The sequence below is a fragment of the Vibrio iocasae genome (assembly GCF_042245395.1).
Taxonomy (GTDB): Bacteria; Pseudomonadota; Gammaproteobacteria; order Enterobacterales; family Vibrionaceae; genus Vibrio; species Vibrio iocasae.
The window spans coordinates 2,268,493-2,288,956 of the sequence record NZ_CP145311.1; the positions used below are offsets into that span (position 1 = coordinate 2,268,493).

General features: G+C 43.7%; 14 protein-coding genes. 5 read left to right on the top strand and 9 right to left on the bottom strand.

The features are described 5' to 3' along the window. The first annotated feature begins 73 nt into the window (after nt 1–73). A complete protein-coding gene (locus SNR28_RS19990; RefSeq protein WP_375750380.1) occupies nt 74–1,165 on the top strand; it encodes a PfkB family carbohydrate kinase in 1,092 nt (363 codons plus the stop codon). Between the two features lie 10 nt (nt 1,166–1,175). After that, nucleotides 1,176–2,090, top strand: a complete 915-nt coding sequence (locus SNR28_RS19995) for a pseudouridine-5'-phosphate glycosidase (protein ID WP_375750381.1) — start codon at nt 1,176–1,178, stop codon at nt 2,088–2,090. Between the two features lie 166 nt (nt 2,091–2,256). On the opposite strand, the gene SNR28_RS20000 is transcribed toward SNR28_RS19995, so the two are convergent. Then, entirely contained in the window at nt 2,257–2,883 is a 627-nt protein-coding gene (locus SNR28_RS20000) for an HD domain-containing protein (protein WP_375750382.1), read from the bottom strand. 54 nt (nt 2,884–2,937) lie between these two features. Next, nucleotides 2,938–3,831: an AraC family transcriptional regulator N-terminal domain-containing protein gene (locus tag SNR28_RS20005; protein WP_375750383.1), complete on the bottom strand. Its 894-nt coding sequence runs from the start codon at nt 3,829–3,831 to the stop codon at nt 2,938–2,940. Nucleotides 3,832–4,000: 169 nt separating this feature from the next. Here SNR28_RS20005 and SNR28_RS20010 point away from each other — a divergent pair, with 169 nt between their 5' ends. Beyond that, entirely contained in the window at nt 4,001–5,149 is a 1,149-nt protein-coding gene (locus SNR28_RS20010) for an iron-containing alcohol dehydrogenase (protein ID WP_375750385.1), read from the top strand. Between the two features lie 116 nt (nt 5,150–5,265). On the opposite strand, the gene SNR28_RS20015 is transcribed toward SNR28_RS20010, so the two are convergent. From SNR28_RS20015 to SNR28_RS20045, 7 genes are all read right to left on the bottom strand, one after another. Then, a complete protein-coding gene (locus SNR28_RS20015) occupies nt 5,266–6,564 on the bottom strand; it encodes an HlyD family type I secretion periplasmic adaptor subunit (protein WP_375750387.1) in 1,299 nt (432 codons plus the stop codon). Between the two features lie 22 nt (nt 6,565–6,586). Then, nucleotides 6,587–8,302 (bottom strand): type I secretion system permease/ATPase, encoded by a 1,716-nt coding sequence (locus tag SNR28_RS20020; protein WP_375750388.1) that lies wholly within the window; start codon nt 8,300–8,302, stop codon nt 6,587–6,589. A gap of 156 nt (nt 8,303–8,458) precedes the next feature. Then, a complete protein-coding gene (locus SNR28_RS20025) occupies nt 8,459–10,684 on the bottom strand; it encodes a cadherin-like domain-containing protein (protein ID WP_375750390.1) in 2,226 nt (741 codons plus the stop codon). A 559-nt stretch (nt 10,685–11,243) separates the two neighbouring features. Next, on the bottom strand, nt 11,244–13,019 hold the full coding sequence (locus tag SNR28_RS20030; RefSeq protein ID WP_375750392.1) for an HD domain-containing phosphohydrolase: 1,776 nt from the start codon (nt 13,017–13,019) through the stop codon (nt 11,244–11,246). 75 nt (nt 13,020–13,094) lie between these two features. Beyond that, nucleotides 13,095–14,192, bottom strand: coding sequence for a lipocalin-like domain-containing protein (locus SNR28_RS20035; RefSeq protein ID WP_375750393.1), 1,098 nt, complete (start codon nt 14,190–14,192; stop codon nt 13,095–13,097). Beyond that, entirely contained in the window at nt 14,189–16,690 is a 2,502-nt protein-coding gene (locus tag SNR28_RS20040; RefSeq protein WP_375750394.1) for an FtsX-like permease family protein, read from the bottom strand. The genes SNR28_RS20035 and SNR28_RS20040 overlap by 4 nt, the downstream gene beginning before the upstream one ends. Next, nucleotides 16,683–17,348, bottom strand: coding sequence for an ABC transporter ATP-binding protein (locus SNR28_RS20045; protein WP_375750396.1), 666 nt, complete (start codon nt 17,346–17,348; stop codon nt 16,683–16,685). Before SNR28_RS20045 ends, SNR28_RS20040 begins: the two co-directional genes overlap by 8 nt. A 239-nt stretch (nt 17,349–17,587) precedes the next feature. Here SNR28_RS20045 and SNR28_RS20050 point away from each other — a divergent pair, with 239 nt between their 5' ends. Then, nucleotides 17,588–19,159 (top strand): BCCT family transporter, encoded by a 1,572-nt coding sequence (locus SNR28_RS20050; RefSeq protein WP_375750398.1) that lies wholly within the window; start codon nt 17,588–17,590, stop codon nt 19,157–19,159. A 178-nt stretch (nt 19,160–19,337) separates the two neighbouring features. After that, entirely contained in the window at nt 19,338–20,441 is a 1,104-nt protein-coding gene (gene aguA, locus SNR28_RS20055; protein ID WP_375750399.1) for an agmatine deiminase, read from the top strand. Nucleotides 20,442–20,464 lie beyond the last annotated feature (23 nt).

Sequence of the window (20,464 nt, forward strand, 5' to 3'; positions counted from 1 at the left end):
GAGCGACTTGCTATATCCCTATCTATATTCGCCCTAACATCCAAACAAATGTTTACCAACCAAACATATGTTTATGACTGAACGCGAACAAGAAATTCTTAACCTGTTAAAGAAAGATCCATTGATCCCTCAGCAAGAACTGGCCGACCAACTTGAATTGAGCCGCAGTGCTGTCGCGGGCCATATCATGAACCTAACCCGCAAGGGTTTTATCAGAGGCAAAGGTTACATTCTGTCTCCAGAGCGATATGCCCTCGTGGTTGGTGGTGCCAACATGGATTTGTGCGGTAAAGCCGATGCATTGCTTATTGATGGCGATTCTAACCCTGGCAGGCTCACAAGCAGTGCTGGTGGTGTGGGAAGAAACATCGCAGAGAATCTCAGCCGTCTGGGTAGTAGCGTTCAGTTTATCGGAGCAATGGGCGATGACCAGTGGGGCGCGCAACTAAAACAAGCGTGCATCGATGCGGGTGTGGGAGTTGACCACTGCCTGACGCTTTCTGGCGTTACATCCAGCAGTTACCTGTCCATACATGATAGCAACGGTGAGATGAAGCTCGCGCTCAACGATATGGAGCTGATTAATAGCCTTAACGCTGAGCAGCTTGGCAAACGAGATAGTATTATTTCGAGGGCATCCGCTTTGGTTTTAGATGCCAACTTAAGCGAAGAAGCTCTGGACTATCTATTCAATATCTATGGAGATATGCCAGTTTTTGTGGATCCTGTGTCCACAATTAAAGCCGCTAAACTTCTACCTTATCTAAATCGAATCCATACCCTCAAGCCAAACAAGCTCGAAGCTGAGTTGCTTGCTGAGCACAAAATTGAATCGGATGAAGATCTGCCGATAATCGCGAACCGCATCCACGAAAAAGGGGTAAAGCGCGTTCTTATCAGTCTTGGTAGCAAAGGGGCTTACTCTAGTGACGGCGTCACGCAGAAGTTCATCCTACCGGGTAAAACACAAGTCAACAATGTCACTGGTGCTGGTGACGCTTTGATGGCAGGGCTTGCTCACGGATTTATGCAGCAATGGAGTTGGGCAGATTCTGTCGACTTTTCCCTTGCCGCAGCCAAACTTGCTCTTGTAGCAGACAAAACTATTAATTTATCTATGTCAGAACAGGCTGTTCTGAACTATCAGAAACAGGCAACAGCCTAGAGGAACCCTCATGTTAGAAAATTACCTTGATATTCAACCAGAAGTCGCTGAAGCGCTTAAAAATAACCAACCAGTCGTTGCTCTGGAATCTACGATCATTTCACACGGTATGCCATACCCACGAAATGTTGAAACAGCACTTTTGGTAGAAAACACCATTCGTGAACAAGGCGCTGTACCTGCAACTATCGCGATCATTGAAGGTCGCCTGAAAGTAGGCCTAAATGAAGAGCAAATTACATACTTGGGCAAAGCAGGTCAGGATGTGACTAAGGTTAGCCGCCGTGATATCCCGTTTATCGTTGCTGGTAAAAAAGATGGCGCAACAACGGTAGCGGCAACCATGATTCTTGCTGCAATGGCTGGCATCAAGGTATTTGCAACAGGTGGTATCGGTGGTGTTCACCGAGGAGCTCAGGAAACATTTGATATTTCAGCCGACCTGCAAGAATTGGCAAACACAGATGTCGCTGTAGTATGTGCTGGTGCAAAATCCATCCTGGATCTTGGTCTGACACGTGAATACCTTGAAACACAGGGTGTTCCGGTTATCGGATACCAAACTGACACTCTTCCTGCTTTCTACACGCGTGAAAGTGAGCATTCCATCGACTACCGTCTGGATAGCGCTGAAGAAATTGCAATGGCTCTAAAAGCGAAATGGGAAATGGATCTGAAAGGAGGCGCTGTTGTAGCAAACCCTATTCCTGAAGAGTACGCGATGGCACCAGAAGCGATCAACCAAGCCATTGAAACAGCGCTAAAAGAGCTGGATGAAAAAGGCATTGGTGGTAAAGAATCAACTCCGTTCCTACTTGCTCGCGTTTGTGAACTGACAGGTGGCAACAGCTTAGACTCGAATATTCAACTTGTGCTGAACAATGCTCGCCTAGCCTCTCAGATTGCAATCAACTACTGCAAGTAAGCTCAAAGCGCTCAGAGAAACCTAAGCGGTTTTTAGAATAGTACAAAGCCAGCTTTACGCTGGCTTTGTTGTTCATATTATCTGAGACAAATTAATCAGTTGGGAATTATTTCAAGTAATTCTGTGAAGCTTGAGATTGACCAATACACCAGCTAAAAGTGGTCGATTATATTTCCATTCTCAACTGTTCCAGGAAAGCTTTCATATATGCGGTTCTTTTTTCCGCTTCTTTCTTAGCTGACTCGGTATGCATTAAATCTTTCAATTTGAATAGCTTGGTGTAGAAATGATCTATTGTGTATTGTTTGTCATCCAACTCTCTACTTATGCAAAAAGGATCGTCGGCATTGTACAGGCTGGCACCAAAACCTGTACTCACCTGAAGACACCTTGCAATACCTATCGCACCTAACGCATCTAATCTATCGGCATCCTGTACTATCTTCGCCTCTAATGTTTCTGGTGTGATATTCGCACTGAAACTGTGAGTAATAATTGCGTGACTTATCTCTGAATAATACTTCTCGGGATACTGGATGCTGTTAAGAAACTCGATTGCTTTATCAGCCGCATATTGAGAACTCTTTGCCCTGTCTGGATGGTTCTTAGGGAATGAAAAACAGTCATGCAAATAAGCGGCAGGAAGTACGACTTCAAGTTTCGCTTTTTCAACTTCACACAGAGATTTGGCTGTTTTTACCACCCTAAATACATGATTTAAATCATGCGCTAAATCTTGCTGCATTTCAGACTGAATAAATTCAATCAACTTCGGCTCATACGTTTCCGGCACTTAATCTCCTAAGATGGCTTATAAACTATTGTGATTCAATGCTAACCCGTTGTATTAAGATGCTTTGGCAAAACTCTCTTTTGGTGAGTAGCTGAAGTGACGCTTAAATTCTCGGCTGAACTGAGACGGACTGTTATAGCCTACCTTTCTGGCTGCATCCGCAGCGCGCAATCCCTCCGACATAATCAACTCTCTCGCCTTTGTTAACCTCACCTTTTTCAAGTACTGGAGCGGAGACTCCGTTGTCACCTGTTTAAATGCACGATGAAAGGCTGGAACGCTCATATGAATCTGCTCAGCAAGGCCTTCTACAGTCAAAGAATCAGCAAAGCTAGAATGAACAATATCTAAGACTTTAGCCACTTTCGCATAGTTACCATCCATGTTCGCACGCTCGTATAGGATATGCCCCATAGGGCCCCTCAATACCCTATAAGCAATCTCTCTCACTATCCCATCGCCTAAGAACTCCGCTTCTGAATCATCCTGTAAAACTTTGACCAATCGTAAGAACACTTCTTCCAGCGGATCGCACAAACTCATGCAGCGCAATGCTAGTTGTTCGTTCGCTTTGTTACCTTCGGGGATAGGCTCATACTGCTTAATATGATTTATCGTCGCATGAAGTAACTTTGGTGTGACATCAATGGTGATTCCCAATATCGGTTTGCCCTCTTCCATCTCAGCATCACACTCCAAAGGAAGCGGCACACCTAACACCACATAATCACCTGGGCCATATCTCATTTTATGGTCACCGAGATAAATATTTTTGTAACCCTGCCCCATCAGAATAATGCCAGACTGATACATCAAAGGGACACGAGTGGTTGCGTTTGGTGCCCGGTAGAACTTAACGCCAGACACCGCGGTTTCGACCATCCCTTCCAGATTATGTAGTTGCTTTTTCTCTACGTAAGCATTCATGTATTTGGCTATCTGTTTCAATGTGCACTCCCCTATTGCTCAATAGAAATTAGCAAGATTGATATATTTAGGCAAGAAATCGAAAGAAATGTAGCTATAAATTATTTTAATTGAGTACTATTATGCAATGGTAAATCGAAACACCTGACACTTGGTGTTCTAACAAAAAATAAAACTACGGAGAAGCGTGATGCAGTTTACTTATGGAAACTCAACAACCATCCTGTTTGGACAGGGACAGATTGCAGCAATAAAACAACAGATTCCTGCAGATAACAAAGTACTGGTTATCTATGGTGGCGGTTCGATCAAGAAGAACGGTGTCTACGATCAGGTTGCAGAAGCTCTAGCCGATCATCAGTGGCAAGAGTTTTCGGGTGTTGAGCCAAACCCAACTGTTGAAACCATGGATAAAGCAGTCGCTATTATTAAGAAAGAAGGTATCGACTTTGTCCTTGCTGTTGGCGGTGGTTCAGTTATCGATGGTTCGAAATATGCGGTAGCAGCTGCTAAATATGATGGAGAAGGTTGGGACATTCTAACTGGTAAGCATCAGGTATCTGAAGCGGTGCCTCTGGCAGCAGTGCTCACGCTTCCTGCGACAGGTTCTGAATCTAACTCAGGTTCAGTAATCACAAAAGCAGCAACCAAAGATAAGCTGGCTTTCCTATCTCCGTTCGTTCAGCCTCGCTTTGCTGTGATGGATCCAGACACTATGAAGTCTCTGCCTGTAAATCAGCTACAAAACGGTATCGTGGACGCATGGGTACACATCTGTGAGCAGTATGTGACCACTCAGGAAACTGACATTATGGTTCAGGATGGTTACGCAGAAACCTTGCTGAAGAACCTACTGAAGCTTGGTAAAACATTTGAGGAACGTGACGACAGTTGGCGTGCAAATCTAATGTGGACAGCAAACCAGGCACTAAATGGCCTGATTGGTTCTGGTGTTAAACACGACTGGGCAACACACATGATTGGTCACGAGCTGACTGCACTTTATGGGGTGGACCATGGCCGTTCACTAGCAATGATCCAGCCTTCACTGTACCGCAATCAAATTGGCGCTAAGAGAGCGAAGCTAGAGCAGATGGGGCAAAACGTGTTTGGTCTTGAAGCCGGTGCTGACCTTGCTGAGAGAACCATTGAAGCAATTGAAGCTTTCTACCACAGCGTAGATGTTGCAACTCAGCTAACTGAACATGGCAGTGATAAAGAAGCTGCGGTTAATGATGTAGTTGGACGCCTTGAATCGCACGGTATGGTCGCGCTTGGTGAGCATCAGGCAATTACTCTGACCGAAAGCCGTAAGATTCTGGAATCAGCAATCGCTTAACTTCAGAATAAACTTATGCTTAGAAAACACCCGGACATTGAGTTCGGGTGTTTTTGTTTGGAGAAGGCAGTACATGCTTTCTCTCATCAGCTATTTGTCACATTGCAAACCTTTCACTAATCTTCTGTCAAAGAGCGGGCAAAAGCATTCTCTATAGGTTGCATCAAATACTGAAATAATGTCCGTGATCCTGTGTTGATTAAGACCTCTGCTGGCATACCTGGTATTAAAACAAGTTCATCTAAATCTTTTTTTCCTTTAGGTGTAAGTTCAAGGATAGCCAGATAATAGTATGTTCCAAGCTCCGGGTGAGTATGCGCATCCGCCGAAATACTCACAATGTTTGCCTCTATTACTGGTGTTGTCGCACTCTTAAACGATGAAAATCTGACATTAGCTCGTTGCCCATGATGAACTCTGTCGATATCTTCAGGCTGCACCTGAGCTTCAATCATCATTTCTGTATTTTGCGGAACTATGTATAACAGGTTTTCCGCTGGACTAACTACCTCACCAATCGTCGTCACTTCCAGTCCCATAACGACACCACTTACTGGTGCACGTATTTCCGTTCGATTGACTCTATCCCTGTCGGCTCTGATTCTATCTTCCAACATAAAGAGCTCTATCTGGCACTCATTTAACGCATTTACAACTTCTATCTGATGGGTTTTATCCAGCTGTAGCATTTGAAGTTTGGTCTCTCCAACCTGTATTCGCAATCTAGCAATTTCGGAGTCTAACTCAGCAACATCACTTTCAGTCATAGCAGAGTTGCGTTCCAGCGTTCTGAAATGCTGTTTATCTGTATATCCTTTCTGTAATAAACCAGTTATGTCCTCAATTTCTTCCTGATAGGAACGCATTAATTTCATCTTGCTTTTTTTCATGGTAGCGATGCCACGAATCTGACTTTCTAATTGATGAATACGGTGACTCAGTACATCAACTTCACCAAGACGAGCATTTGTCCCGGCAATAAACACCTGATTCTGGCTCTGTATTGCACTTAAGGCCCTAGGGTCATCCAATTGACTTAGCTCCGTCGGATATACCACTTCCGACAAACCATTTCTCTCTGCGAGTAACCTAGCCTCAAGTGCTAACTGTGCATAATATTGCGCGGTACTGATTTCTAGCTGAGCTCTGGCTTGAGTATCATCCAAACGTATCAACTGCTGATTTTTATCAACCTCTTCTCCATCTATGACCAAGAGCTCAGTAACAATACCACCCTCTAAGTGTTCTACACTCTTTCGATTCCCTTTAACCGTCACAGTGCCTGGAGCTAAAGCTGCGCTTTCTATTGGAGCAATGGCTGACCAAACTCCAAAAAGGCCGAAAGTCACGAAGATGATTAGAAACCCTAATCTCGCTGGTTTCATCATACTGCTGTGTTTGGTTAATAAGCTCACATTTAGTTTTCCTTAACCTTCTTTAACCTATGCTTTTACCTTTACTACCTTGCTTGGGTGAGGCGTGTTTATACTTATTGATGATTGAAGCAGAAGGGCCATAATCTGCGACTATGCCATTGTTCAGCACAAGAATATTATCAACTAACGTCAATACATTAGGTCTGTGAGAGATAATGATAACCGTCGTATGCAGGGCCTTGAGTTTCAGGAGTGTTTGGCATAATGCAGCCTCACCCAGTTCATCCAGATTGGAGTTCGGTTCATCAAGAACAACGAGTTTAGGGTTTCTATATAAAGCTCTTGCCAGGGCGATTCGCTGTCTTTGTCCTGCTGATAGCTGCCCTGACGTTGCTCCGATTACGGTATCGTAACCTTCCGGAAACCTTAAGATCATCTCATGAACATCCACCAGTCTAGCGGCTTCGACAACTAGGTGTGGGTCTACTTCTCCAAAACGAGCTATGTTCTCCGAGATAGTTCCATCAAACAGCTCTATATCTTGTGGTAAGTAGCCAACATAACGACCCAGATCTTCTCTGCTCCATTGATTTATCTCAGCTTCATCCAAGCGAACTGTGCCTGATACCGGGCTCCAAATACCCAATATAATTCTCGCCAACGTCGATTTACCAGCTGCACTAGGACCTATTACTCCTACAGAGCTTCCTGCAGAAAGAGCAAATGTGACATCTCGTAAAGTTGGTGATCTTCTTCCATGGACCAATCTGCTAACCGACTCTACTTTTAATGCCCCTTTTGGCTCAGGCAAACTCATTGGTGTCCGGTCCTCTTTGGTATTATCCAAAAGCTCATCGATACGGGAATATTGTAACCTTGCCTGCTGTATTCCCTTCCACCCACCAATAAGTTGGTCAACCGGTGCCATAGCACGACCAAGTAATATTGAGCCTGCAATCATCATTCCTGGGCTAATTTCCATGTTAATCGCCAGATATGCCCCAAGGCCTAGCGTAAGAGACTGCAGAATCATCCTGGTTGCTCGGGATGTTGCGGTAAAAATCGTGGATGTTTCTACAGAACCTTTCTGATTGACAATGTATTCCAAGTGGTAAGTATTCCAGCGCTTTCTAATATCCTCCATCATTCCCATTCCATAAATAACTTCTGCATTTCTCAAGTGGGCCGCGGCAAAGTTATTACTAACGATCTGAGCATTGTTTGATTTCTCGGTATCAGTCTTGGTTAAGTATTGGTTGACCCAAGTCAGGCAACAAATAATCAGAACACTTGCTATTGCCATCAAACCAAAAGAGGTATGGAAAAAGAACATGACGACGATATAAAAAGGAACCCAGGGAGTGTCAAAGATGGCATTAATCGCAGGACTGGATATAAAATTTCTTATTCCATTTAGATCAGAGATTGGTTGAGTACTACCCTTTCCCCCGTTGCTTATGGGGAGTTTGAACGTCGCCTCAAATACTCGCTTATTCAGAATCTCATCTAACCTAACTGATGCCCGGCTAAGTATGTACCCGCGAACACTATCAAGCGCTCCCATTGAAGTTAAAAGGAAAACCATTATCAACGTCAGTATGGACAGAGTTTCCAGACTTTGACTTGCAAGAGCACGGTCATATACCTGAAACATATAAACTGCAGGTACAATCATTAGCAAGTTGATAAAACCACTAAACACGCCAGCAGCAATAAAATAGGAGTAAAGTGGCTTTAACAAGTCTGGTAATCTGGAATGATTCCTGTTTGTAACCATATCCTGCCCAACATCGGTTTCACTTTGAACAGCAAAACAACTCAAAGTCTGTAATTTTGGTTATTGCTATTAAAATAAGGCAGGTTAGTCATGTTTTCTAACCCACCTTTTAAGTATATACATAAAGTGTGATACGCGAGTTCAGAACAGTATTATCTACGCAAATAAATCAATCTGTTCTGCTTCAAAATTCACTTCAAATGTATCGTTGTATACTTCAAGGCTCGCTATAGGAAGTGTACCTCCCAGATCGACAACAGGACCGAAGCTACCACTGTCTCCGATTGACCCTAGCGCACCGAGGTCGATACCATACCACCAGCCACCTTTGAGTAGATCAAAGTTGTAGCCAACATTAAAACCAACATCGGTTTCGTTAGTAAACATGGTGTCAACCAAGTCCATCATCACTGAAAACTCTACAACGCCATTATTGTCAGTATCCAGATGACTTGCGAAGTCGAAGCTTAGCTCATCACCAAAAGTAAACTCCGTTTCCGTACCATTTTCAAATACAAGCCTGGTATCCAAAATACCTGTATCTAAATGGAAATCCTGTAGGAAGTTCAATCCGGTAAAGACATCTACATCTAACAATTCCAGTTCAACACCTGCGATACCTGCACTCGCTTCCAAATCGAATGGATTGAATCCACCAAGAAATATATCCGAAATGGTTTGGTCTATATCAAGTCCGATATCCAGGAAGTTGTTACTTGCTCCGCTACCCGTATAGGTACCAAGCATATATTCGGAGCTTCCGACTTCTAAGTTAGGCCAGTCGAAAGAAGCATATATGCCGTATGGAAACTCAAATTCGAGTCCATCAGATTCTTCACTATCGTACTCAATCAGTTTGACAGAGTAATCATCACTAATTGACGCATCTATAAGCGGTACGTTTATGTTTGGGAATGGATCCGGTAGGTTTTTGTAAATTCTCAACCCTGCAGATAGTGCATACTCAAATATAAAATCAAGTTGATACTCAAGGCTTGGCCCTTCGGTATCAAAAAATCCTCCAGGCATAATCATCGCTGCGGTATCAATTGTCAGTACATCAGTGGTTCTGTTAAAACTGGTTCCAAAGTCCAACTGCCAGGGTATTTCCGCGCTAACTCCACCACCTTCAAACCGTAAATCCGACTCGAACCCCGCTTTAAGATCATAGGACCAGTCCGTTCTGATGAGTCCTCCGGTACTGCCACTATCTTCGATATCAAAACCTAAGAACCGATTGTCTGTGAAGACAAACTCTTCACCAGAAGTCCACATACTCTGATCTGTCGCGTTGAAGCTTACGTTATTAGATGACTCGTTATAATCGAGTACTACATTGACAGTCTCAGTTGTTGTTGCAGTGTCATTGTTTGATGACTCAGTAGACATCGCACTAACTGAAAAATCAAAATCAAAGTCCATCTCATCACTTAAAAGTAATTTAATGCTCTCTTGTCCACTAGGAAGCAAGACTTGATTACCGTTTACTCCCTGTAAAACAACACCCTCTGGCAGGTCACTGAAATAAAGTACGTAAGACTCAGAACCATCTGTATCAACAAGCGCACTCTGAATATCGATAACAACTTCGTTGACGTTATCACCCGCTCTCACAATTAATGAAAGGTCGGGAGCATCCGCCACCGCTTCCACATGCACAGTTGCTGAAGCCACATCATAACCACCACTACCATCAGAGATTTTATAGGTGAAAGTATCTGTTCCGCTCCAGTGTTCGTTTGCAGTGTAATGAATCTGATTGTCAACGATTTCAATCGTGCCGTTTAAAGCAGGCCCCACCTCTATAATGGTCAGTTCATCACCATCTGCATCCGTATCGTTTGCAGTCGCGTCAATAATTACAGTTTGATCTTCTAACGTGTAACTGGTGTCGTCCGAAGCATTTGGAGCTGCCGGAGATACAGTGGTGATTTTCTGTGCTCCACCATTTCGGTTTCCACCAGAGTTACCAGTGCTACTCATTCGAATACCAAACTCAACCTGCGAAATGAGATCAAGTGATAAAGGCTCACCATCTAAACTAGATAAGGTAAACGAAGTATCACTGATGATATCTTTACCTTTTCCTGCAGTACCAATATCCAAACCTACGTCGTATGGTTCCCTACCACCTCCTTTCATGTTGTTTCCATTATTAAAATTGGAGACATCTTTATACTCCTGGTTGTTGATATCTGAACCAACAACATTAAGATTATCCACTAGCGAAGGATCGGCCAAATTGAAATATAGTCCTCTTAAATCAGCGACTTCACCTTCTGGTGCAGATAGTTCGAATAACAAACTACCATCTGTCTGCTCAGTAGCATGTACTGTAATAGGTGGATAACCAGGTATGACAAATGTAATTTCTCTCATCATCCTGCCCTCCGTGCAACTTATCTTTCTCTATATTCAAGTTCAGGCATCGAAAAGCATAATATCCAGATATTAATTTGATGAAAGAAGTTAAATAAAGAGCGATAAGAACAAAAAACACATAGAAAGTGTCATTTCCTAAATTCCATCTTACAATTAACAACAAGTTATATTAAGGCTGCTCTTTAGATATTTTAATCATTTAAAGAGCCAGGCTTGAATGCAAATAAAAGTAAATACTCTAATTTACATAAATTACAACATGTTATTATAAATATAGCATCAAAAATAACTCATCAGACCAATAGTGGCATGTAACTTAAGAAATTAAGCAGGAGTCTTATAAATAATATTATTAATGTAGATCAATTTAACTCTTCTCAAAATACAAGATGGATAGGTAATTATAACCCCAGTACTTAAGTTTAAATGGAAATTAATATTACCGTAGTACCTAGATATACTAAACTAATCTAATTTAATTATATTAAGATCAATTCTTTGAAACTAACGAATTATAGTGACGAGATTAAAATTCACTAGGTATTAATTATCTGGTTAGCTACTTCGCATAGCTATACAAATGCTGTTCAAACTCATCGATGGATTTGATGCCCTCTTTCTCAAGTTGTTTGTGCTCAACCCTGAACAACAACTGATGATCTGAGAATCGGTTATTTAATTGAGTTGTCAGCCACTCTCTGTCTAGAGGTTCTCCGCTTAAAATCACAAAATCGTCACCGTGAACACGGAACAGAGGATTACCCGAAGCGTGTTCAGATAAAAACTCTGCTAACTCGACAAGCACTTTACTACCACCAGCCCATCCTAAGTTTTTGTTCAGATTGGAGAAGTTTCTGGTCAGGATAATCGTAGCATACTTACACTGAGCATTTTCCGGACAAAGATTAGCGTTATCTCTGGCCGCAAGTACAAGCTTTAAATACCTGAGGTTATACAGCCCGGTAAGCGGATCACTATAAAAATAAGCAAACCGCTTCTGTTCGATTGCGTTGTTCGGCAGTTGTCTGGAACCATCTAACTGAACGGTACTTAAAGCTTTTCTTGCTGCTGGGATTATCTCAGGATTGAACTGACTACCTGATAGGTTATCTAGTTCATTCAGTGTTTCAGCTACCGTTTTTTTGGTCTTGTAGATTCTATCTGTGGTCATGGCATCAAATGAATCTGCAACACTGAGTATTTGTGCGAGCAGGGGTATCTCCCTCCCCTTCAAAGCTGAAGGGTAACCTTTGCCATCGTGACGCTCGTGATGACACTTAACTATTGCTGCGATGTCCTGAAATAAATCGACTTTTTTCAGCAACTCATAGCCGTAAATAACGTGCTGCTTAATGATGTTGTACTCAAGATCACTCAAATCTCCGGGTTTTAGCAAAATAGCATCTGGGGTAGAGATTTTCCCGATATCATGAACCATGGCGGCACGTTGCAGTCGTTCTATTTCATCTTCGGTTAAACCCATCTCTCTGGCAATCAAGGTACTATACTCTGCCACCCTTTTAGTGTGTCCTGCAGTATAACTATCTCTTCCTTCAATCATCTCTACCAGAGAGTAGACATACTGCGTCAGGTTTTGCTGCCTTTCATCGAAGTACTCAACGACTCGCTTACGATAGTGATAGATAATGCCGCTACCCAACACCCAGAAAAACATCAATAAAACGCCTGCGATTCTTTGCTGATTGAATGCCTGGGCATAAAAACCTTCCATAGGAATCGCTATCGATAATCCACCACGAATGTCCCCTAGCTGATAACCCTGTTTCGCGTGACATTTCAGACAAGCGCTTTTAGTTATCATTGGCTGCATCAGCAATGCATAGTTCTTTCCGTCTATTTCGCGAAAATCGAGATACTCTGTTCTGGTTTTTTCCAGTTCTGCCAACGCTTCCGATTCCCACTGCGAGGGGACATTGTTAGGGTTGATGGGATTGAGGCTAGTCAGGTTACCTTTCACTCCATAGGCTTTGGAGTAATCTTCCGTCACCTGGGAAAGCATATAAGCCGGGTTCATCAGTGTCAGTTTCTGACCGTCATCTGTAGTAACGTCTCTGTTCATCACGTCTGACAAGTAGGGATTAGGCGGTGTCTTCTCAGTAACCGGTACATACACGCCACCATGGGAAGCCCCCCATTGACGATAGGCCATATCTTTTCGAATGCCCGCTCTGGCTTCGTTTAAAGCCAACTCCTGCGCAGAGTTATGACTTTGCCAAAACAAGGTTGCAGCAAAAAGGCTAATGATTAATGTCCAAAGAATAAACACCAATACACTTAATCTGTTAACAGTTCCTTGCTTTAACGTTGCATGCATCACTGATTACTTAGTCTTTTTATTATTCGAACAAATAATGGTACGCCATAAGGTCATTTTCAACATTAATAGATATCAATATCCGGTCAACTCCATATAGCCCTCTCCTGAATGGCTCCCAGAGATTAGAATCGGGCCTTCCCAATAAGGAATTGAAAGGGGCATTTTCGCTTTGGGATTTAGCGGTCTCGTTCTTAGGCTAATCTTTTCTTGTGGAATCTCGATTTGCCATCCAACAGGGTAATCTCGCCCTTCGATAGACTGCTGTTTAATAACTTGCATACTCACATCTGACGAATCAATACTATATCCGCTACCATCTGGGAACATTCGCTTCGCACTGTAAAAGTGTTCCATATCTTCGTTTGCGGACCTCAGCTGAAACAACATCAAAGTTGAACCATCACTTAACCGCAGTGAAAACCAGTCCCACCCTTGCTGGTCATCTGTCAGGAACTGAGAACTCCACTCGCGATCAAGCCATGCATTTCCAGTGACCTCTAACTGCTCATCCTGAACTTGTACACTGCCATTTACTTTAATAAAAGGCTGGCTGTAGTAGTACGAAGCAACTGAGCCGTCCGCACTCTTAATGCTGAAACCGTTTTCTCCCTGGAACTGAAGAGGCTTATCCCCCGTTAACGCTAGCTCATAACTAAATTCTGTCGAATCCACACTTAATATTGCTGGAAGTAACTTTTCACCTTCTGACTGCCATCGCCAGTCATCTATCCAGACAGTAAAAGGATTACCGCTTACGCCAGCGAGTTCCTTATGTTGCCGAGACCATTTTTCACTGGCTAAGTGCCTTTCGGAATCGGTAACAGCCGAGTGAGCAAGATAAACCTGATTTGCACGCCAGTGATTAGGCGTTTGTTTAGCAACCTCTTTTGTGCCAAGAGCCATACGAAATTGAGTCCATTGAATTCCGAGCTTTCGTCCATCTTCTGTCTGCAAGTTTGCCGTCAGGTACCACCACTCCTGCCGAAACCCCGGATGGGCAAGATGATCTTCAGGGAAGATAAAGTGCTTTCCTTTAACCACAGGCTCGTACTGGATCTGTTGTTCTGGCTCCCCCTGACCTACGATACTGCTCATCGAGCCATTAGACTCAGTATCTGTGCATCCTACGAGCAACACAATCAGTGATAAAACGAGCGTTAAACTTCTCATATCACCTCACTCTGCAAACTGGATACAAGCGGCCTTCTTGTTAATCGGTATAACGGCAGCGCCACAGCAATAACACTCGCAGTAATAGCCAACATAACAACCTCTAGGTATGCCTGCCAGTTCCAAATCATATGGATACTCCACCCAAACGCCTGAAGGGTGACTTTGTTTATTAAAACATACCCCAGCACTGCTCCTGTAGGTAGCGCAATGAGACAGGTTAGCAAAACTATGATGAGCATCTGGCTGACTACCATCATCGAAAGCTTTTTCTGACTCACACCAAGGCTGTATAGCCTGGCTATTGGTGCAACTCTGGCTTGCGTTAACATAAAACATGCACTGAACAGGCCAATCGCAGCAACCAGTAACGTTAGGCTATTCAACACCTTAGTTATTGCAAAGGTTTTGTTAAAGATGTCTATCGCGTACTGCCTGATCTGTTTCTGATCGAATAGCAAGGTTTCCGGTATGCGTAAATCGTCAATCAGTGCCTGACGAAGCGCTTCCTGACCACCAGCGATACTGGCACCTAAACTCGTTGGCATGGTAGAGAAATCTAGCGCTCGCCAAATAGATGGTGCTATCAGTACCTCTCCATAAGGGTTCCCATAGTCATAGAAAACGCCACCAACGGTGAATGTCCTGTCAGGTATCGCTTCAAGCGTGATAGCCTCCCTTTGCTCAATCCCTAAACGGACGGCCATCGGTTCGCTAAGAATAACCAACTCACCCTGATAGAAACGCTGCCAGATGTCGGGTTCCTTGCTCTTAAATATGGTTGTCTGCTCTAAAGTACTTTTATCTTTGGTTACCAGATAGATCGGAAAGCCTTCATAACTGCTTTCAAGGAAATACTGTTTATAAACCTTTTCCACCTGAGGCTGTTTCAACAAAAACTGTTCCGTTTGTTGCATCTGAGACTCCGCCGGACGCACATAGAGATCAGCATGCAAACGAGCACTCAACCAGTTCGTCAATGTCGACTCAAAACTACCAACCAGTGTGTTCATTGAGATATTCGCGGTTACCGCTAACAGCATCGCCATCATAGCGAGTGAAAGCGGAGCAACCAGTTCCTTGGTTTCCGCAATCTGGTAGTACGTAAGCCCCCTGGCTTTCATTTTGGTTGCCAATTCGGTAATCAAATGTGTTAGTGATTTAAGTAACCAGGGAAGTGCCAAAGGTATCGCAACCACTAAGAGACCCAGTAGCAGCATTGTGACACGATGATCTTTCGTAAGAGGTAATGAGATGACGACAATAAGCACCAGTAAAAGCGAGATTTTAATCTGAATGCGATAGACAACCGATGAATGAGTCTGTTGATTGTACTGACCTGAATGCCTGGAGAGTGGCTGCTTATATAACTGCATTATCAAGGCACTGGATGCAATAAGCGCTGCTCCCAAGGTCAGTGCTATCGCCTGGAAAAGCCAGCTCCAGTTCCATGCTCCGGGGAGTATCGTCGCTCCATAAAGTTGCTCGAGCGTGACAGAGACGAGCGGATGAAACCAGTGACTTAGCTGCAAGCCCAACACAAACCCAATAGTAGAACCGATCAACACCAGCAACAGTAGCTCAAGTGCCAAAGCAAGTATGAGCGACCTTTTTTCTGTACCCAACTGCTGTAACTGCGTAAACAGCCGCTGTCTTTTCAAAAGGCTATACCGAATGCCGTTATATGCGATAAAAAGCCCGACGACAAAAGCAAGCATACTCATTGCTGTCAGGTTTAAATGAAAACTGTCTGTTAGCGCATTCAGGCTATCTCCTTTGTCTGCCTGATTCAGATTTGCATCTTGTCCTATTAATTCAATGATTTGTTGAGTCTGTGCTGAGTTAATATCAAATAAAGCGATATAACTGAGCTGGCCCTCTACCCTTAACAGAGTCTGAGCCAAGGAGATATCCATTAAAATACGATTGCCGAGATTAAAGCTGTCTTCAAGAGTGATGATCTCGACTTCTTGTCCACCAAGCACAAATGGTTGCCGCGCTTCTAACTCATCCGCTTTTGACTGGCTCATTAGAACGACGGGTTCTCCTGCTAACATTCGGTTTAGCGGAATATTCGTATCGAGCAAGGATATCCGCTCAACTTCTTTATTGTTGTCCTGACCCGGCGCAGTAATCGCTGTAATGATATCGCTGCCCTGAATCTGCCAGCGTTTACCATCCGATGAACGGAGTCTACCCTCTACAACTGGCAATGAATGACTGATACCAGCTTTTCTTAACTCAAAATAGACCGTTTCTGTGAGGTGTTTTTGTCCGGTTGCAGGTGTAACAAACCAGTCCGCTTGCTGACTCAGTAACTCCGTCGTTTCGCTGTAGCTCCTTTTGGCATTCTCATTGATGGCGCGCACACCTGTAAGCAGCGTAACCGCCAGTATTATCCCTATGATAATCGCACCTGCCTGCAATGGTGCTTTTCTATAGTGAGCAACGAATACGCGCAAGGATAGAATGACTTTTCTGGCCAGATTGCTACTCATGCACTTTGCCCTTATCAAGGTGCCATCGTCGCTGCATATAGTTCGCACAGGTATGACTATGCGTCACCAGTAGCATGCTCGTGTTGTTTTCTGCTGTAAGCTCGCATAGGAGCTCCATCACTTCAAGACTTGCCGATTGATCAAGGTTGCCCGTTGGCTCATCAGCAAGTAACAGTTCTGGCTTGTGTGCTAATGCCCTTGCTATTGCAACTCTTTGTTGTTGTCCCCCTGACAAGTTTTCCACATGCCTTTGCAGCAGACTTTGTAATCCAAGCTTTTCTACCAGATAGTCACACCAATCATTCCAGTCGAGGTTATTGAGATGAAGAGGAAAAACGATATTCTCAGCAACACTCAATGGTGTAAGCAGGTTGAATTGCTGGAATACGATACCCAGATTTTTAAACCTAAACTCACTCCATTGCTTGTCTTCCCAACCTCTGCTGTTTTGATCTAACAGATGCAAATCGCCAGAACTTAACGGTTCAAAGCCCGCGATAATATTAAGTAGTGTGCTTTTCCCGCTACCACTGGCACCCGTTAGCGCGATGGTATCTCCACGAGATAATGTAAGATCCAGTGCATCTAATACCTGATGTTGCTGATCGCCATCTTCAAATACTTTGGATACCCGCCTGAGTTCAACTATATGAGTCATGCCTCTTCCTGAATTTGTTAACATTTATTTGAACACTACCCATTTCGAGAAACCACATTAGAGCAAAAATTCAGCTAACAAACTGTACTTTCTGCTTTTTGTGGCTAACTCTTAATCACTTAATGGTAATCCAATAGCAAAAGTGTAAAATTCGTCACAAATTTGAACCGATGAAATACAATGAACACAAACGTTTTATTGTGAAATCGGTTTGTGTGTTACTAACTTAGCGAGGAAACATGACTAAAGGCGTAGATAAATACAGTATAGACAGTACTGACTACACCGTTGGACAGGACAACGTCCAAAAGTGGGGGTTTGATGTCCATAACCCAGTATTTGGCACAAGTGCTGGGTTGATTATCCTGCTTCTCATCGCAACGGTTATTGTGGATGCAGAATCTGCGAAATCAGTTCTAGATGGCCTGAAGTGGAAAATCATTGGTGCATTCGATTGGCTGTTTATCTGGTCAGGAAATATTTTTGTCATTTTCTGTCTGGGTTTGATTTTTTCTCCCTTCGGAAAGATAAGAATCGGTGGTAAAGACGCAACAGCTGACTATTCATTTATGTCCTGGCTGGCGATGCTGTTCGCAGCAGGTATGGGTGTGGGCCTAATGTTCTGGAGTGTGGCAGAACCTGTTGCTTACTTTACAGGCTGGTATGAAACACCGCTCAATGTGGAACCAAACACACCTGAAGCTGCCAAACTGGCACTTGGTGCAACCATGTTCCACTGGGGTCTACACCCTTGGGCAATCTATGGTGTTGTTGCACTTTCTTTAGCATTCTTTGCTTACAACAAAGGGCTTCCGCTTTCTATCCGCTCGATCTTCTACCCGCTTCTTGGCGATCGTGCATGGGGTGTTGCAGGACATATTGTTGATATTCTTGCGGTACTGGCAACGCTTTTCGGCCTTGCAACATCGCTTGGACTAGGAGCACAGCAAGCAGCAAGTGGTATTCACCATGTGTTTGGCATTGAATCGAATCTGACCCTTCAGATGACGGTGATTAGCGTTGTTACCTTGTTGGCGGTGATTTCGGTGATTCGTGGTATTGAAGGGGGTGTTAAAGTGTTGAGTAACATCAACATGATTATCGCGTTTCTTCTGGTGATATTTGTTGCTCTGGTTGGATACGCAGTGACATTTGGCTCTATCCCTACAACACTCATGGCCTACATTGAAAACCTTATTCCGCTAAGTAACCCTGTTGATCGTGAAGATGAAGCATGGTTCCAGGGCTGGACAGTATTCTACTGGGCTTGGTGGATTTCATGGTCACCATTCGTAGGTATGTTCATTGCTCGCGTATCTCGTGGTCGTACAGTTAGACAGTTTATTGTTGCGGTTCTACTGGTACCAACAACCATTACTCTAATCTGGATGTCGGTATTTGGTGGCCTGGCTCTGGATCAGGTTGTAAACCAAGTAGGCGAGCTCGGCACAAATGGACTAACTGATGTACCGCTAGCGATGTTCCAAATGTTTGATGTCATGCCTTTTGGTACAGTGCTATCAATAATTGCAATCGTGCTGGTACTGGTGTTCTTCATCACCTCTTCTGACTCTGGTTCGTTGGTCATTGATAGTATTACCGCAGGTGGTAAAGTCGACGCGCCTGTACCTCAGCGCGTATTTTGGGCCATTATTGAAGGTGCTATCGCAGCGGCGCTGTTATGGATTGGCGGCACTGAAGCCATTCAAGCACTTCAGGCTGGTGCTATCTCAACAGCGCTACCATTTACAATCATACTGCTGCTAATGTGTGTCAGCCTGATTATGGGTATGCGTACAGAAGAACGTTAATCGACTCCTTCCAGGTTACAACATTAAACAGGGTGCCATGTCGCACCCTGTTTTTATTTTGACCCAACAGTACTAGTTTTGTTTATCTCTGTGACCTAGATACTGACTCGTCAGTCGCTATCGGTCAGTTTTCCAGTATGATGTTCGACTCAATTACGAAGTCTCTATCAATCTCGCGATGTCCGAAAAACTGAACACCACTCCTAAAGCCGATCACTTTAAAATGCCTGGGGAACATGAGCCTCACGAAGCCATCTGGCTTGCATGGCCAGAACGCTCCGACACCTGGCATTTACAAGCCAAGCCAGCACAACAATCCTTCGCTGAAGTTGCGACCGCTATTTCTGAGGCGACACCCGTCTATGTAGCAGTGTCTAAGTGTCAGTTGACGAATGCAAAGCAAATGCTTCCATCCAACGTTAACATCGTAGAGATGGAAACTAATGATGCCTGGATGAGAGATATTGGTCCAAGCTATGTTGTGGATGAAAAAGGAAACCGACGCGCAGTTGACTGGCAGTTTAATGCCTGGGGTGGTGAGTTGGATGGACTATATAGCCCGTGGGATGACGACGATAAAGTAGCCAGTAAAGTTGCGAGGTTCTATGGCGATGATTACTACAGAGCCCCATTTATATTGGAAGGTGGTTCTATTCATGTAGACGGAGAAGGCACCGCATATACCACTGAAGAGTGTTTGCTGCATCCAAGCCGCAACCCAAACTTGTCTAAACAGGATATTGAGGATTATTTAAAAGCCTACCTCAGTGTCGAGAAAGTCATCTGGTTACCTTTTGGCTTATACAATGACAAAGACACTAACGGACATGTCGACAACCTGATTCATGTTCCACGCCCAGGCGAAGTTGTCTTGTCGTGGACGGAAGATACTTCAGATCCTCAATACCACATCTCTTTAAAAGCGCTTGAAGTGCTGGAGTCCGAAAAAGACGCCAAGGGGCGAACATTAACCGTTCATAAGTTACCTCTACCCTCTCCTCTTTATATAACCGAAGATGAAGCAAAGACATTCGAGCAAAGTGATGGCATGGACAGAAGCACCGGAGAAAGGCTTGCTGGAAGCTATGCTAACTTCCTTATCACAAATAACAGAATCATCTTTCCATTGTTAGATGAAACTACAGACAAACAGGCAAAACAGGCACTACAGAAAATCTTTCCCGACTATGAGTTAGTCGGTATTCAGGCAAGAAACATCTTGCTTGGTGGAGGCAATATTCACTGTATTACTCAGCAGATCCCCTCAAAGAAGAACAAATAAAAACGGGACTAATACCACCCTAA

Coding starts and splice junctions, on each gene's coding strand:
- aguA (WP_375750399.1), top strand. CDS start 19,338: ATGTCCGAAAAACTGAACACCACTCCTAAAGCCGATCACTTTAAAATG.
- SNR28_RS20050 (WP_375750398.1), top strand. CDS start 17,588: ATGACTAAAGGCGTAGATAAATACAGTATAGACAGTACTGACTACACC.
- SNR28_RS19990 (WP_375750380.1), top strand. CDS start 74: ATGACTGAACGCGAACAAGAAATTCTTAACCTGTTAAAGAAAGATCCA.
- SNR28_RS20040 (WP_375750394.1), bottom strand. CDS start 16,690: ATGAGTAGCAATCTGGCCAGAAAAGTCATTCTATCCTTGCGCGTATTC.
- SNR28_RS20010 (WP_375750385.1), top strand. CDS start 4,001: ATGCAGTTTACTTATGGAAACTCAACAACCATCCTGTTTGGACAGGGA.
- SNR28_RS20035 (WP_375750393.1), bottom strand. CDS start 14,192: ATGAGAAGTTTAACGCTCGTTTTATCACTGATTGTGTTGCTCGTAGGA.
- SNR28_RS20045 (WP_375750396.1), bottom strand. CDS start 17,348: ATGACTCATATAGTTGAACTCAGGCGGGTATCCAAAGTATTTGAAGAT.
- SNR28_RS20020 (WP_375750388.1), bottom strand. CDS start 8,302: ATGGTTACAAACAGGAATCATTCCAGATTACCAGACTTGTTAAAGCCA.
- SNR28_RS19995 (WP_375750381.1), top strand. CDS start 1,176: ATGTTAGAAAATTACCTTGATATTCAACCAGAAGTCGCTGAAGCGCTT.
- SNR28_RS20025 (WP_375750390.1), bottom strand. CDS start 10,684: ATGATGAGAGAAATTACATTTGTCATACCTGGTTATCCACCTATTACA.
- SNR28_RS20030 (WP_375750392.1), bottom strand. CDS start 13,019: ATGCATGCAACGTTAAAGCAAGGAACTGTTAACAGATTAAGTGTATTG.